This window comes from Mesorhizobium sp. M1E.F.Ca.ET.045.02.1.1 (genome assembly GCF_003952485.1).
Taxonomy (GTDB): domain Bacteria; phylum Pseudomonadota; class Alphaproteobacteria; order Rhizobiales; family Rhizobiaceae; genus Mesorhizobium.
This window is the reverse complement of record NZ_CP034447.1, coordinates 6077186-6090971: the sequence shown is the minus strand read 5'-3', so window position 1 is coordinate 6090971 and position 13786 is coordinate 6077186. Positions and strand designations below refer to the sequence as shown.

19 protein-coding genes are annotated in these 13786 nt (G+C 64.7%); 15 read left to right on the top strand and 4 right to left on the bottom strand.

Annotation, left to right across the window (positions count from 1 at the left end):
* Positions 1–398: 398 nt before the first annotated feature.
* The 8 genes from EJ070_RS29490 to msrA all read left to right on the top strand — a co-directional run bounded on the left by EJ070_RS29490 (position 399) and on the right by msrA (position 3833).
* The gene (locus EJ070_RS29490; protein ID WP_126094508.1) at positions 399–785 is read left to right on the top strand and encodes a hypothetical protein; all 387 of its coding nucleotides are present in this window, start codon (positions 399–401) and stop codon (positions 783–785) included.
* 350 nt (positions 786–1135) lie between these two features.
* The gene (locus tag EJ070_RS29480) at positions 1136–1702 is read left to right on the top strand and encodes a putative peptidoglycan-binding domain-containing protein (RefSeq protein ID WP_245464972.1); all 567 of its coding nucleotides are present in this window, start codon (positions 1136–1138) and stop codon (positions 1700–1702) included.
* Positions 1699–1902, top strand: coding sequence for a hypothetical protein (locus EJ070_RS36450; protein WP_189350121.1), 204 nt, complete (start codon positions 1699–1701; stop codon positions 1900–1902). Before EJ070_RS29480 ends, EJ070_RS36450 begins: the two co-directional genes overlap by 4 nt.
* A 106-nt stretch (positions 1903–2008) precedes the next feature.
* The gene (locus EJ070_RS29475) at positions 2009–2248 is read left to right on the top strand and encodes an ABC transporter permease (RefSeq protein ID WP_126094507.1); all 240 of its coding nucleotides are present in this window, start codon (positions 2009–2011) and stop codon (positions 2246–2248) included.
* Positions 2233–2427 (top strand): hypothetical protein, encoded by a 195-nt coding sequence (locus tag EJ070_RS29470; protein WP_126094506.1) that lies wholly within the window; start codon positions 2233–2235, stop codon positions 2425–2427. Before EJ070_RS29475 ends, EJ070_RS29470 begins: the two co-directional genes overlap by 16 nt.
* The gene (locus EJ070_RS29465; RefSeq protein WP_126094505.1) at positions 2427–2750 is read left to right on the top strand and encodes a hypothetical protein; all 324 of its coding nucleotides are present in this window, start codon (positions 2427–2429) and stop codon (positions 2748–2750) included. The genes EJ070_RS29470 and EJ070_RS29465 overlap by 1 nt, the downstream gene beginning before the upstream one ends.
* Before the next feature lie 152 nt (positions 2751–2902).
* Positions 2903–3154 (top strand): hypothetical protein, encoded by a 252-nt coding sequence (locus EJ070_RS29460; protein WP_059186486.1) that lies wholly within the window; start codon positions 2903–2905, stop codon positions 3152–3154.
* A 160-nt stretch (positions 3155–3314) separates the two neighbouring features.
* A complete protein-coding gene (msrA, locus tag EJ070_RS29455) occupies positions 3315–3833 on the top strand; it encodes a peptide-methionine (S)-S-oxide reductase MsrA (RefSeq protein ID WP_126094504.1) in 519 nt (172 codons plus the stop codon).
* A gap of 89 nt (positions 3834–3922) precedes the next feature.
* On the opposite strand, the gene EJ070_RS29450 is transcribed toward msrA, so the two are convergent.
* Positions 3923–4117, bottom strand: coding sequence for a hypothetical protein (locus EJ070_RS29450; RefSeq protein ID WP_126094503.1), 195 nt, complete (start codon positions 4115–4117; stop codon positions 3923–3925).
* 38 nt (positions 4118–4155) lie between these two features.
* On the opposite strand from EJ070_RS29450, the gene EJ070_RS29445 reads away from it, so the two are divergent.
* On the top strand, positions 4156–4545 hold the full coding sequence (locus tag EJ070_RS29445) for a hypothetical protein (protein ID WP_126094502.1): 390 nt from the start codon (positions 4156–4158) through the stop codon (positions 4543–4545).
* Positions 4546–4568: 23 nt separating this feature from the next.
* Here the strand turns inward: EJ070_RS29445 and EJ070_RS29440 are convergent, their stop codons facing one another.
* From EJ070_RS29440 to EJ070_RS29430, 3 genes are all read right to left on the bottom strand, one after another.
* A complete protein-coding gene (locus EJ070_RS29440; protein WP_126094501.1) occupies positions 4569–5114 on the bottom strand; it encodes a PAS domain-containing protein in 546 nt (181 codons plus the stop codon).
* A 564-nt stretch (positions 5115–5678) separates the two neighbouring features.
* Positions 5679–6131: a GFA family protein gene (locus EJ070_RS29435; protein ID WP_126094500.1), complete on the bottom strand. Its 453-nt coding sequence runs from the start codon at positions 6129–6131 to the stop codon at positions 5679–5681.
* 93 nt (positions 6132–6224) lie between these two features.
* Entirely contained in the window at positions 6225–6515 is a 291-nt protein-coding gene (locus EJ070_RS29430; protein WP_126094499.1) for a hypothetical protein, read from the bottom strand.
* A gap of 564 nt (positions 6516–7079) precedes the next feature.
* On the opposite strand from EJ070_RS29430, the gene EJ070_RS29425 reads away from it, so the two are divergent.
* The 6 genes from EJ070_RS29425 to EJ070_RS29400 all read left to right on the top strand — a co-directional run bounded on the left by EJ070_RS29425 (position 7080) and on the right by EJ070_RS29400 (position 13509).
* Positions 7080–8306 carry an anion transporter gene (locus EJ070_RS29425; RefSeq protein ID WP_126094498.1) on the top strand — a complete coding sequence of 409 codons (1227 nt, stop codon included), beginning with the start codon at positions 7080–7082 and terminating at the stop codon, positions 8304–8306.
* Between the two features lie 153 nt (positions 8307–8459).
* Positions 8460–9473, top strand: a complete 1014-nt coding sequence (locus EJ070_RS29420; protein WP_126094497.1) for a LacI family DNA-binding transcriptional regulator — start codon at positions 8460–8462, stop codon at positions 9471–9473.
* Positions 9470–10987 (top strand): sugar ABC transporter ATP-binding protein, encoded by a 1518-nt coding sequence (locus EJ070_RS29415; RefSeq protein WP_126094496.1) that lies wholly within the window; start codon positions 9470–9472, stop codon positions 10985–10987. Before EJ070_RS29420 ends, EJ070_RS29415 begins: the two co-directional genes overlap by 4 nt.
* Entirely contained in the window at positions 10987–12060 is a 1074-nt protein-coding gene (locus EJ070_RS29410; RefSeq protein WP_126094495.1) for an ABC transporter permease, read from the top strand. Before EJ070_RS29415 ends, EJ070_RS29410 begins: the two co-directional genes overlap by 1 nt.
* 73 nt (positions 12061–12133) lie before the next feature.
* Positions 12134–13123 (top strand): substrate-binding domain-containing protein, encoded by a 990-nt coding sequence (locus EJ070_RS29405; protein ID WP_126094494.1) that lies wholly within the window; start codon positions 12134–12136, stop codon positions 13121–13123.
* 155 nt (positions 13124–13278) lie between these two features.
* Complete coding sequence (locus EJ070_RS29400) at positions 13279–13509, top strand: hypothetical protein (RefSeq protein WP_126094493.1); 231 nt, start codon at positions 13279–13281, stop codon at positions 13507–13509.
* The last annotated feature ends 277 nt before the right edge of the window (positions 13510–13786 follow it).

Here is a 13786-nt window from a genome sequence, read left to right as displayed (position 1 = left end):
CTCAAAGAAAATAGGAATATTTACCTAAAAGCCGTTGCCCGGTGAGGGCAGCAATGCTATGATTTTATCCATGGTGCTGATTTGCGCCAACGACCCGCCGCCCGGCGGGTCTTGTTTTGCAAGCGCACACAAAATTCCTGGAGCGCTGGCGGGACAGTACCCCCCTCTGGCCTGCCCGTCCTCCGCAGCAGCTGCGGAGGGTGGACCGGCCATCTCCCCCGCAAGGAGGGAGATCAGCAGCTCCCGCGCCGGCCCTTCTTACTGTCTGCTGCGCCAATTGGCGAAAGCGGCCGCGACATCCAATCTCCCCCTTTGCGGGGGAGATGGCCGGCAGGCCAGTGGGGGTGGGCGGGAACTCGACCTTTCAGTTGAATTGCGGAAGTCTTGCATGCCACGCTATGCCACCATCATCACCGGCGACGACGGCGCCGAGATCGTCAGCGCCATCGGCGAGTTCGAATCCTTCGGCGCGCCGCGCCGCGCCGCGCCGCGCCGGCCGCGTCGAGCAAGTCGCGCCGGGCGTGCGCATCGGCATGGTCCGCGGCGGCCCGGTCGAGCCGGTCGCCGGCTTCGGCTTTCCGCGCCAGGGCCTGGACCATTCGGCGATCGCTGCCGTTACGGCGACGCTGAAGGCAGCGTCTGGTCCGTCTCCTGAGGTCGCTTCGATCGGCGAAGCAGCGTCGCCAAGGCCAGTTCGCTCAAAGCCGCGCAAGAAACCGGCGCGCAAGGTCGCCAAGGCGCGAACGGCCAAGGCACCAGTCTCCGATGCGACGGCCCATGGCTGACGGAGCGAGCAAGGCGCGACGCAGGACGACCGGTGCCCGAACCGCAAGGCCGAAGACCGCAAGAGCGACGCCGGCCGGCACGGCTGCCACCCGCCCGAAGCGCTCGAAAAAAACGCTGGGCGATGATTTCGCCGCAGCACTTCGCGCCGACTTCCGCGCCCATGGCGCCGGCGTGATCGCCGCCGTGCGGGCGGAAAAGCCCGACCAGTATCTGAAGGTCGTGCTGACGATGCTGCCCAAGGAATTCTCGCAAGGTCTCGATGCGAACCAAAACAGTCTCGACCGGTTGAGCGATGAAGAGATCCGCAGCCGTATCCGCGGCCTCGAAGCGAGGCTCCGCCCGCTCCTCGATGCCGATCAGAACCTACCGGCGCTTCTATTGGGATGCCGTCCTTGGCGCCGCGCTCCCCGACGGCATCGACTACGCCGTCTTCGACTTCGCGGTGAACAGCGGGCCGGGCAGGGCGGCGAAATACCTGCAAGCGGCGCTCGGCGTTGCGCAGGACGGCAGAATCGGCCCGGCCACGCTCGCCGCGGCCAGGGCGAAACCCGCCGGCGTTGTCATCGATGCGCTTTGCGATGCGCGGCTCGCCTTCCTCCAGCGGCTGCCAACCTGGCCGACCTTCGGCAGAGGCTGGAGCGGGCGCGTGGCTTCGGTGCGCCGGCAAGCGCTGCTGATGTCGGCAACACCGCAAATGCCTCCTGGATCCTCGCCAATGATGCCAGCATCCCCGGGCGAGGCGCCAACGGTTGCGACGCCTGCCGGGGGCGCGACACAACCGCCCGCCGTGCCGCCGGCAAAGTCTCCGTCATCCGGCCTTGCCGGCATCTTCGCCTTGATCGTTCTGGCGCTCGGCTCGGCCGTCGCGTGGGCCGCGCATCTTCCCTGCAATCTCTTCAGAGTGTTTTGCCAATGATCGCCGTCATCATCCGCATCGGCCTGCGCTACGGCGCCGGCGTCCTCGTCGCGCGCGGCCTGCTCGGCGCTGGCGACGCCGCGGCGCTTTCGGCCGATCCTGACATCCAGGTGGCGCTCGAAACCGGCATCGGCCTGGCGCTCAGCTTCGCCGCCGAGGCCTGGTACGCGTTCGCCCGAAGGTTCCACTGGTCGAAGTGAGGGAGCAAAAAATGGTCGAGGTCTTCACCGAACTCATCGGCCGGGCCTTGCCCTGGGTCATCGGCGCGCTGCTCCTGATCGGCGCGCTTGTCATGTGGTGGCTGGCATGACGGCGCTACTCTCCTTCCTCGCCGGCAATCCGGCGATCCTGGGCATCCTGGCCTCCTTTGTCGCGGCGCTTGGCTGGGGCTTTCACCAAAGGCTCGCCGGCGCGCGCGCCGAGCGCGCCAGGCAAGCGGCCAGTGAAGCGGCGGCCCGCAATATCGCCGACCAGGTCGATAACGATGTCGGCGCGCTGCCCGCGGATGCGGTCAAGATGGAGCTGAGGTCATGGGCAAAAAACTGATCGCCGCTGTCCTCGCCGCCGCGCTCAGCGGCTGCGCCACGGCCAAGAGCGGCTTTTGCGCGATGTCCTCGCCGCTGCGGCTCTCCGCCAAGGCGGTCGATGCGCTGTCGAACGAGGAAGCGAGGACGCTTCTCGCCCACAACCGCAAGGGCGAGAAACTCTGCGGCTGGAGGCCGTGATGCACGACATCTTCGATCTGCTTGGCATTAAGGGCCAGGTGGTGGCCGCCGGTCTCGCCGGCGGGGTGCTCAGGGCACTCTCGCGCCATCGCTACAAATTGCGCGAGATGGTGGCATCGCCGATCTGCGGCGCTTTGGCCGCCGCCTATCTGACGCTGCCTGTCGCCGCCTGGGTTCAGGCGAGCGGCCTGCCGATGCCGGACGCCGCCGACGATACCACCACTTTAGCCGCCGCCTTCCTCATCGGCGTCTCGGCCATGTGGATCTCGGACATCGTGTTCGAGGTGGTGGTGCGGCGGTTCAGGCCGGCGCCGGAAGAATGAGGTGGTCCCCCGGCACGGACTTTGCCAATCCAGGCCTGTTCGTAGACGACCTTAAGCCGTCGGCAGATTCTCTGAAAACTCCGTGAACCAATTTGTGCCGCCGGGCGACGCATGGGTGCAAATGAACACTATCTACCCATGGAGATTTTCCGATGACTGCAATCCTGCGCAATGCACTTCTCGCCGCTGTCGCCGTCTCAGCCTTGGGCGGCTCCGCGATGGCCGGCCAGCAGATCTACGAATGCGACAACACGCCGACCAACAAGCTCTGGGCCGGCCGCTGCTGCGGCGTCGGCGATGCCAACTGCCTGGGTGGCGAAAGCCACCACCAAGGCAGGGGTGATCACGGCCGAGGCGACAAGGGCGGGAGCAACAACGGCAGAGGCGATAAGGGGCCTAAGTGAGGCCGGCCAGGCAACCGATGATCGCCGGTTCCCAACCGGCGAGCATCGGGCGCAGACCAGGTAACTCCGCGCTCTGTTGCCTCACCCTGTCGGACGCTTGAGCGGCTGGAAGAAGCAGGCCACAATCCCCACCTATGGAGAAATCCAAAGGAGGTTTGACATGGCTTCTTCCGAACGTGCGGTCCTTGCCGGCGGCTGCTTCTGGGGCATGCAGGATTTGATCCGTCGCTTCCCCGGCGTGATCTCCACTCGTGTCGGCTACAGCGGCGGCGACGTGCCGAACGCAACCTACCGCAACCACGGCACCCATGCCGAGGCGATCGAGATCATCTTCGATCCGACCAAGACCAGTTTCCGCACGCTGCTCGAGTTCTTCTTCCAGATCCACGACCCGACGACCAGGAACCGCCAGGGCAACGATGTCGGCATGAGCTACCGCTCGGCGATCTTCTACACCAGCGACGAGCAGAAGCGGGTGGCCGAGGATACCATCGCCGATGTCGACGCCTCGGGCCTGTGGCCCGGCAAGGTCGTCACCGACCTCGCTCCGGCCGGTCCCTTCTGGGAGGCCGAGCCCGAGCATCAGGATTATCTCGAGCGCTATCCCAACGGCTACACCTGCCATTTCGTCCGGCCGGGCTGGAAGCTTCCGGTCCGTCAAAAGGCCGCCGCATCATAAAAATAGCGGCTACGCAGCAGCCGCTTTTGCACGATCACGCCCGCCGTGCCGAAAGGCATGGCGGGCTTTTTGTGTTCCGGCATGCGGACTCAGCCCTTGGCTCGGCGATTCTCGTTTTCGTGGCTGCCGATCCAATGGGCGCGGATGCGGTCGCTGGCTTCGAGATAGGCCATGTCGATGAGATAGGTCAGCAGCTTTTCGCCATCGGCCTCAGCCCTCTGGCGAAGCTCCCGCAATATCCCCTGCGCAAACTGCAGGTTTTCCATTTTGCTTGGCTGGTCCATCGGTGTCCCCAATGTCTGCGAAGTAGATCTGGCTAACTATGCTGCATGAAGATTGTGACGCGATTAACGGTGGGGACGTATCCGGTTGCATTGACCTCGATCAACAAACCGGTTGGACATTACGAAAAAATGTCGATATTTTACGCCCCAATCGGATAGCGACCATGCACGAAGATGAGGGCAGCACTCCCGACAAGTTGCAAGCCATGCTTGACGTGATTGCCAGGAGCGAACCTTCGAGTGGGGAGGCCGATGTCGGACGGATGCAGGCCGACGCCATCAAAGCCGCTAATGTGCTGATCGAATTCTATGCCGATGCCGCGCTCGAACGAGCCAAGCTCATCGAGCGCCGCTCGCCCCAGTCGCATTTCGCGCGCATGGTGACGGCCGAGGTCGGCAGGCGCGGAAGGCTCGCGCCCAGAAGCTAGCCCAGAAACTGGCAAGGTTCGCTTCAGGACGATTTGTGCCCCCTCGATTTCTCGCCAAGCCTTTGCCGGATCTCTTCCTGGATGTTGTCCAGCAGGTAAGACAGCATGTCGTGCCCGATCGATTGCGCGATCGCCTGAGCCTGCTCGACATGGTCGTGAATTTCGCGCAGCGAATGCTCTTCGCACGCGGCGTCCTGCGTCAGATCGACGAACCAGCCTGGATAGAGCGCCGCCTCGCCCATGCCGTCGACATAACATCGGCCAACGGCAAGGATCTTGCGCAGTCCCATCTTTTCCGAGCGGACCTTGTAGACTTCGCGGAAGCCTGACCTGCGCTCTATCGCCTTGCGGATCGCCAGCCGAACCCTCGACCGGTCCTCCCGCTCGATGCTTTGCATCCACCTTTCCAGCGGAGCGCCATGCGAGAATTCCTCGAGCGTCAGGTCGAAATAGGCGGATAGATTGGCATCCCCGTAGATGCGGTCACGCTTGATATCCCAGGTCCAGAACCCGTCGATCGGTGGATACCGCATATGCGCGTAGCGGCTGCGTTCGGGCGCCGACGTCATGAAAACCGCCCCGTCCGGTTTCAAGATTCGCCAGTACTATGTCGCAAAATCCCAAAGAAACAAAGATGGCATTTGTACAAGGCAGAAAATCATAGGGACCGCTGCTTGCTTACATAGTTTGATGGCATGGTTGGCATAACCAGAAAATACGAATGATGAATAAATTTTCTCTTGCCGAAACAATTTTCACTTCGCTGCTGCAACTGAAGCTTGGCGCTTCCCGCGATGGGCAAAAACCGCGCCATTCAAAATAATCTTAAAGTTGTATTCGCCTGGATGCGTGCCAAGGCTGGACATTCTATCTATTTTGCAAGGCCGGCGCGGCAATGCTGGTGTGTTGCCTGAGCCGCGCCGGCCAAAGCGGCCTCCAAAAGGTTTCGCCGCGCCCGGGATGCTAACGGCCGTTGTCGCTCCGGCAAACCGACCGGTGGTTGAAAATGCGCGTACTTCAGGAAGAAGATAGGGCCTCGCGGGTCAGCGGCCGACCATTTCCGGACACATTGCCGACTCACTGAAACCGAAGCTCTCTCTGGCATCGGACTTAAGCCTTGCCGGCGCCAAGACCTAGGCTGAACGCCGATGTGGCTCCCCGCCCGTCTCCGGTTCGCCACCATCGGCCGCCGAATCGTCGGCAATCCTGTCATGGTCGAACTGACGCGCCTCGGGCAGGGGATGCAACCAGTGCTCGCGGCGGCCAATCCACAGTTCGTAGCTGGGCACCAGCCCTTCGGTTGGCGCGACGTCGAGGCTGCCGATCATCACCTCGACCTCGTCCTCTCCGACGGACGGCACACGGCTGCCGCAGGTCGGACAGAAGCTGCGATCGCCATAGGTGCTGGTGATTCCAGTGCTTTCGAAAGCTTGGCGCGGCCACACGGCAAAGGCGTGAAAGACCGAGCCGCTGGTCTTGCGGCAGTCCTTGCAATGGCAAAGGCCGACCCTCAGCGGCTCGCCGGTTACCCGGAATTGCACGCCGCCGCACAGGCAACTGCCGCTGCGGATGATATCGTTGGACATGGCCGTTCCTCCTGCAGCCGGTCTCGCGGGATCGCTAACCGCTACAATTCGAGCGCCGCCGCAACGGTTCCGCACTGCAGGTGGAAGCGTCACTCAACCGGGGAAGTCGAAGACCGGTTCCTCGCAGCGGTAGACGCGGCATGGACCGTCGCGGGTCGGAATCGCGACCGAGATCGGCACCTCCGGCCAGTCGCACTCATTGCCGAACTGGCGCACGAAACGATCATAGGTGTTGGGCCCGGTGGTCAGCACCGCGGCGTGCCGGCTCTGGATCAGCGCCTGCGCCTCGGCGCAGCTCATGGCGCGTGTGTCAGGTCGGGCATGAGCGGCGCACGTTGCCCACAAGATCGTGCCGGCAGTAAGAATGATCGACAGGCTTTTCATGGAGGTACCGGGATTCCAGTCATGGACTTTTCGGTAACGAGTATGGATCGCCGCCGGAACACCGCAAGTCTTTTGAGCGGCGCCCTGGTGCCATCGCCCGGAGCGCCCGCCGGCTTCGGCTGGGCGGCGCGACCGGTCAGTCGTTTTTGCCTTCGTGTCCGCCGCATTCGAGGCACGCCATACTTTGCCCTGGGCAGTTCAGCCGGTGTGTCCCTTCCGGGCAGCAATGACCGTTGGAACTGACCCAGCGTTCGCAAACGAAGACTTTCCTGGCGCCGTGGCAGCGCCGGCACTCTATCGAGGGCATCGGCTTTTCCTCGGGCGAGACGCGATGCTCCGCCTCAACGACCGTGTTCATCCGTTTGATCCCCAACGACTGGATAGTCGGCCCGGTTTTTTGGAAAATATTACATTAGCCATCCGCGATATAAAAGCCCGGCGACGGATGACGAAAGTTTCATCGGTCGACGCTTCCCCTTTGCGCCGCCCTTGCTAAAGGTGGTCCGGCAAAGAGCGCCCGAGCAGATTCCGCCGGGCAAGGGCAGGTAACGGGATCTTCCGGCAATGACATGGACCGGCGCGGGCGTGCTTTTCATCCTGGTAGCCACCTATGCCGGGGTTGCTGTCGGCCGCATTCCCGGCCTGCGCCTCGATCGCGCCGGCATCGCGCTGCTCGGCGGCGCCGCCATGATCGCTATCGGCGCGATCGGTATGGAAGACGCCTACCGCGCCATCAATTTCGACACCATCACGCTCTTGCTTGGCATGATGATCGTGGTGGCGCATCTCAACGTTTCCGGCGCCTTCCGCGCGCTGGGCGGTTTCGCCATCGAGCATGCGCACGCGCCCTTCATGCTTCTGATCATGGTGACGCTTCTGACCGGCGTGCTCTCGGCCTTCCTGGTCAATGACGCGATCTGCCTGGTGATGGCGCCGATCGTCGTCCACGTCACCCGCGTCATAAACCGCAATCCGGTTCCCTACCTCATCGCCACCTGCACAGCCTCCAACTGCGGCAGCGTCGCCACCATCACCGGCAACCCGCAGAACATGGTGATCGGCGCGCTGTCGGGCATTTCCTATCCGGCCTTTTCGGCGGCGCTCGCGCCTGTCGCGCTGTTCGGCCTTATCGCCGTCATCGTCATCATCCGCATCGTCTACCGCGCTGAATTCTCCCGCACGGTGGAGCTCAGCCCCGAGGTCTATCGCGGCCGTATGCTGCCCGGCCAGGTGCTCAAAGCGACCATCGTCTGCGTGGCGCTGGCCATTGCCTTCTTTGCCGGCGTGCCTGTCGCCAAGGCGGCGCTGATCGCTGGCGCCTTCCTGCTTGTCACCCGCGCGATCAAGCCGCACCGCATCTACCGCGAGATCGACGGCCCGCTGCTGTTCATGTTCGCCGGCTTGTTCGTGGTCGTGGCGGGCGCCGAGCGCACGCTGCTCACTCCCGACATGGTCGCCTGGGCGAAGACTATCGGTCTCGACAACGTCTGGCGGCTCTCCGGCTTCACGGCGGTGCTTTCCAACATCATGAGCAACGTGCCGGCGGTGCTGGCGCTGAGGCCCTTCATCCCGGGCCTCGGAAACCCTGAGCGCGCCTGGCTGGTCGTGGCGATGAGCTCGACGCTCGCCGGCAATTTCACCCTGCTCGGCTCCGTCGCCAATCTCATCGTCGCCGAGCAGGCGAAAGCGGCGGGCAAGGAACTGTCCTTCTCCGCCTTCTTCAAGGTCGGCCTGCCGCTGACCTTGCTGACTCTCCTCGCCGGCACGGCCTGGCTGGCTTTCACCTCCTGACTTCGAACTTTTCCGCCGCGACAAAAATCTGTCGCGGGTGTCCATCGAATCGATTGCGCAAACGTTTCGATGGCTCTATGGTCTCGCCAGATCCGCCGAAGAGCGGACGGGAAACGCATCTAAGGGAGGAGCGCTTGCGGGCACTCCGTTCGCATGCCGACAATGGCTGAGGTCGCGCGCCGCGCCGGCGTTTCGGTTTCCACCGTCTCGCATGTCGTCAACCGCACGCGCTTCGTCTCGCCCGAGAAGGCGCAGCTCATCAACGACGCCATCGCCGCCATGGGCTACCAGCCCAACGAGCTGGCGCGCTCGCTGAAAGTCGCCTCGACCAACAGCGTCGGGCTCGCCATCTCGGCGATCTCCAACCCTTACTTCACCGACATCATTTGCGCCGTCGAAGCCGAATGCGCGCGGCTCGGCCTGATGGTGTTCCTGTCGGACACGCAGGAAGACCCCGACCGCGAGCTCCAAGTGGTGCGCGCCTTCCACCAGCGCCGCGTCGACGGCGTGATCCTGGCCCCGTCCGGTTCGCCTGAGCGCGCGATCGCCTATCTCGCCGACAAGAAGCTGCCTTGCGTCTTGATCGACCGCTTCGCCGACGACCGCTTCGACCAGATCGGCGTCGAGAACGAGACGGCGATGCGGGCGCTGATCGACCATGTCGCTTCCTTCGGCCACAGGCGTATCGGCTACATTGCCGGCCAGCCGGGGCTCGCCACCACGCGCGAGCGCGTCGACGCCTTCCGCGCCTCGCTTGCAGCCAATGGACTTGAGTGCCTGCCGCACTATGTCTCGCCGGAGAATGTCGACACGGCGAGCGCCACGGTATCGACCCATGCGATCCTGTCGCTGCCCGCGCCGCCCACCGCATTGGTCACCGGCAACAACATGACGACGATCGGGGCAGTCCGCGCCATCCGCGAGAAGGGTCTTTCGATCCCGCGTGACCTCTCGCTGGTCGGCTTCGACGATTTCGAATGGGCCGACTGCTTCGAACCCAGGCTGACGCTTGTCGAGCAGCCTTGCACCGAGATCGGCCGCCAGGCGGCGGCGCTGCTCAGCGAGCGCATCGCCTCCAGCGGCGCGGCGCCCCGCGCCGTACGGCTCCAGGCGAGGCTGCAGGCGCGCCAATCCTGCGCGAGGCCGGCCGAGGCGAGGCCGGCATGAGCGCGCCGCTGCTTTCCGTAACCGGCGCTGTAAAGCGCTTCGGCGGCGTTCAGGCGCTGCGCGGCGTCGACTTCGATTTGAAGGCCGGCGAGATCCACGCGCTGCTCGGCGAGAACGGCGCCGGCAAGTCGACGCTGATGAACCTCCTGTCGGGCGTCTACTCGCCAGATGAGGGCGAGATACGCATCGACGGCAAGCCGGTCACCTTCAACAACCCGCGCGAGGCGCAGGCCGCCGGCATCGCCACCATCTTCCAGGAACTGGACCTCGTGCCCTCGCTCGACGTGGCGGCAAACCTCTTCCTCGGCCGCGAGCTGATGCGGCCGGGCGGCATGCTCGACGTGCCGGCGATGCGCCGCGAGGCCAAGCAGCGGCTGGAGGCGATTGAGCTCGCCATCGATCCGGCGCGCCTCGTCGCCGACCTGTCGATCGGCCAGCGCCAAGTGGTGGCGATCGTCAAGGCGCTGTCCTATGCCTCGCGCGTGCTGATCATGGACGAGCCGACGGCCGCACTTACCGTCGGCGAGGTAGAGCGGCTGTTCGACATTATGAGGAAGCTCGCCGCCACGGGGGTCGGCATCGTCTACATCTCGCATCGCCTCGAGGAAGTGCCCGATATCGCCGACCGCGTGACGGTGATGCGCGACGGCCGCGTCGCGGGCATCACCGAGCCGCATGCGCCGCAGGCAGAGCTGGTGCGCCTGCTGGTCGGCCGGCCGCTGGACGAGCTTTATCCCGCGCGCGCCAGGTCGGCCGGCAAGACGCTGCTCAGGCTCAAGGATGCGAGCTTCAGGCTCGTTCGGGAAAGCGCCGGCTGGCAGCCGCCGCGCGGCATTTCGCTCGAGGTCAGGGAAGGCGAGATCGTCGGGCTTGCCGGTATCATGGGAGCAGGGCGCACCGAACTGCTCTCCGCGCTCTACGGCACCGGCCTTGCCGGCCGCTGGCAGGGCGAAGTCGCGGTCGACGGCAGGCCGGTGAAACTCGAATCCATCGACGCGGCGCGCAAGGCCGGCATCGCTTTCGTCACCGACGACCGCCGTGGCAGCGGCCTGATGCTCAGGATGGCGGTGGGCCTCAACCTGGTGATGTCGGTGATCCGTCGTATCTCGCCGGCAGGCCTGATGTCGCCGCGCCGCCAGGCGGAGGCCGTGAGGCAGTCCTTCGGCCAGTTCGATATCCGCCCGAAGAACCCCGACATCGCCGTCGGCGCGTTGTCGGGCGGCAACCAGCAGAAGGTGGTGCTGGCCAAGGAGATCCTCGGCAATCCGCGCCTGCTGCTGCTCGACGAGCCGACACGCGGCGTCGATGTCGGCGCCAAGGGCGAGATCTATGCCAGGCTCAGGGCACTCGCGGCGCAGGGACTGGGCATTCTGGTCGCCTCCAGCGAGATGCCGGAACTGATCGGGCTTTGCGACCGGATCGTGGTGCTGCGCCAGGGGCGCAATGTGGCGGAATTCATCGGCGGCGTAGACGAGCACACCGTGCTTGCCGCGGCAAACGGCAGGGAGGCCTGATGTCGGACCAGAAGATTGAGGGGACGGCCAATCCGGCAGTACCCGGCCGGCGGACCGCAACAGCGGCGCCAAAACATCGCGTCGACCCGCTGGCCATCATCGTGCGCTTCCAGAGCCTGATCGGCCTGGTGCTGGTGGCGATCGGCGGCGTCATCTTCTCGCCCCGGCGCCACGGCGAGATCCTGTTCCTCAACCCCGACAACATCGCCAACATCGTGCGCGCGGTGTCGGAGACTGGCATCATCGCCATCGGCATGACCTTCGTCATCATCACTGCCGGCATCGATCTCTCGGTCGGCGCGGTGCTGGGTCTCTCCGCCGTGGTGACCGCCACCATGATGATCTCCGGCGGCTTCGGCCTCATCGCCACCATCCTGGCCGTGCTCGTCATGGGCACCGTCTTCGGCATCGTCCAGGGCACGATCTCCACCCGCTTCCGGCTCGAGCCCTTCATCGTCACGCTCGCTGGCCTGCAGGCGGCGCGGGGTCTGGCGCTGGTCGTTTCCGGCAATCAGTACATCAACATTTCCTATGGCGACGGGCCGGGTCTCGCGCCGCCGGTATTCGCGGTGCTGGGCGAGCGTCTGTTCGACAACACCGTGCCGGTGGCGACCATCGTCTTCATCATCTTTGCCGCGATAGCCACGCTGGTCCTCAACACCACGCGCTTCGGCCGCTACGTCTATGCGGTGGGCGGCAACGAGCGCGCGGCGCGCATTTCCGGCGTGCCTGTGTCGATGGTGAAGATATCGGTCTACGCCATCACCGGCTTTGCCTCGGCGCTTGCCGGCATCGTGCATGCCGGACAGTTCAACTTCGGCAGCGCCAATGACGGCATGGGCTATGAACTGACGGCCATCGCCGCCGTCGTCATCGGCGGCACCAGCCTGTTCGGCGGCGCGGGCTCTATGGTCGGCACCGTCGCCGGCACCATCATGCTGGGTGCGCTGGCCAACATCCTTCAGCTCAACAACATCACCCCTGCCATGCAGCTGCTCGCGACCGCCGCGATCATCGTCTTGGCGGCAGTGCTTCAATCCCTCGTTCGCCGCCGCGAGGGTTTGGGACGATAGGAGGTCGGCGGCAGCATCCCGAAAGAGCAACCAAAGGTCTGGCACCGCGAGCCGGACGAGGAGGAGACTGAGCATGAGAACCACACAGAGAGGATTAAGCAGCGCGCTCAAAGCCGTGCTTCTGGCGGGCGCCGGCCTGTGCATAGCAAGTGCTGCCCAGGCGGCCGACCCGATGGTGAAGGCCTGCGCCAAGGACGGCCAGTTCATCATCGGCTTTTCGCAGGCCAACAACGCCGAGCCCTATCGCCAGCACGTCAATGACGAGCTGACGGCGGCCGCCAAGGAAGTGCCGGGCTTCACGCTGCAGATCGCCGACGGCGCCGGCAACGTCAACACGCAGACCTCGCAGGTCGACAATTTCATCACCCAGAAGGTCGACATCCTGTTGATCTCGCCTTTCGAGGCGGCACCCCTGACGCCCGCCGTGAAGCGCGCCATGGATGCCGGCATTCCGGTGATCGAGCTCGACCGCAAGACGGTGGGCGACCCTGGCAAGGACTACACGGCCTTCATCGGCGGCGACAATTTCAAGATCGCCGAGGAAGCCGGCAAGTTCACAGCTTCGAAGCTGCTGCCCGATGGCGGCGAGGCGGCGGTGCTGGAAGGCCTGCCGAGCTCGACGCCGGCGGTGGAGCGCCTCAACGGCTTCAAGGAAGGCGTGAAGGCGAACCCGAAGATCCAGATCGTCGCCGAGCAGGCCGCCGACTGGGTTCCGGATAAAGCCCAGACCGCCTTTTCCGCTATGCTGCAGGCGCATCCCGACATCAAGGTGCTCTATGCCTCGAACGACATGATGGCGGCGGGCGCGCTGCTGGCCGCCAAGGGCGCCGGCAAGGACGTCAAGATCATCGGCACCGACGGCTTGCCTGGCCCGGCCGGCGGCATCGAGGCGGTCGCCAAGGGCGACTGGGCGGCGACCTTCACCTATCCAACCGGCGCCAAGGAAGCGATCGAGATGTCGAAGAAGATCCTGCTCGACTGCGCGACCTCCGTCGAGCCGACGGTGACCGTGGACACCACCGCGATCACGGCGGAGAACGCGAAGGCGCTGGCCGGGAAATAGCTCCACAATCGAAACTGTTGCGAAAAGGCCTCCGAGAGGGGGCCTTTTTTGTTCGTAGGCCTGGCCCCTTCGCGCCAAGCCAAAGCTCTCATCGGTATCGCCATGCCGCGAATCTGTGTTAAGCGCGCCGCGCAACCAACCAAAGGACGACACAAGTGAGCGAACCGACCGTGGCCCAGGCGACCGAAAATATCTACGCCTCGCTCAAGGCGGACAATGCCGACATCGACGTCCATATCGCGACGCTCAAAGCGGCGCTGGCGCGAGAAGGGCTGAAAGAGGCGGTGTTCGATCCGGCCAAGTTGGCGCACAACAACCGCTCGGGCCGCAAGTTGATGCAGGCTTATTTTCGCCAGCGCGGCGTGACCGTGACGTTTCCGAGCTAGCGCTGCGCCCGGAAGACGTTGCAAAGGCCCCGCAAGGGGCCTTTTTTCGGGCCGTAGCGCGGCTTCGTGTGGCGGCCGGGGGGCAATCGCATATGGCAGCGCTGCCCCCGCTCCGTCTCGGCGCTGCGCGCCGAACCACCTCTCCCCCATTTCATGGGGCGAGGAACCCAAGATTGCCAAGGTCACGGCCTTCGGCGATTAGCGTTTCCTCGCCCCCGCCGAAGGTGGGGGAGAGGGGTGGCTCGGCGAAGCCGAGACGGAGAGGGGGAGCGCCCCA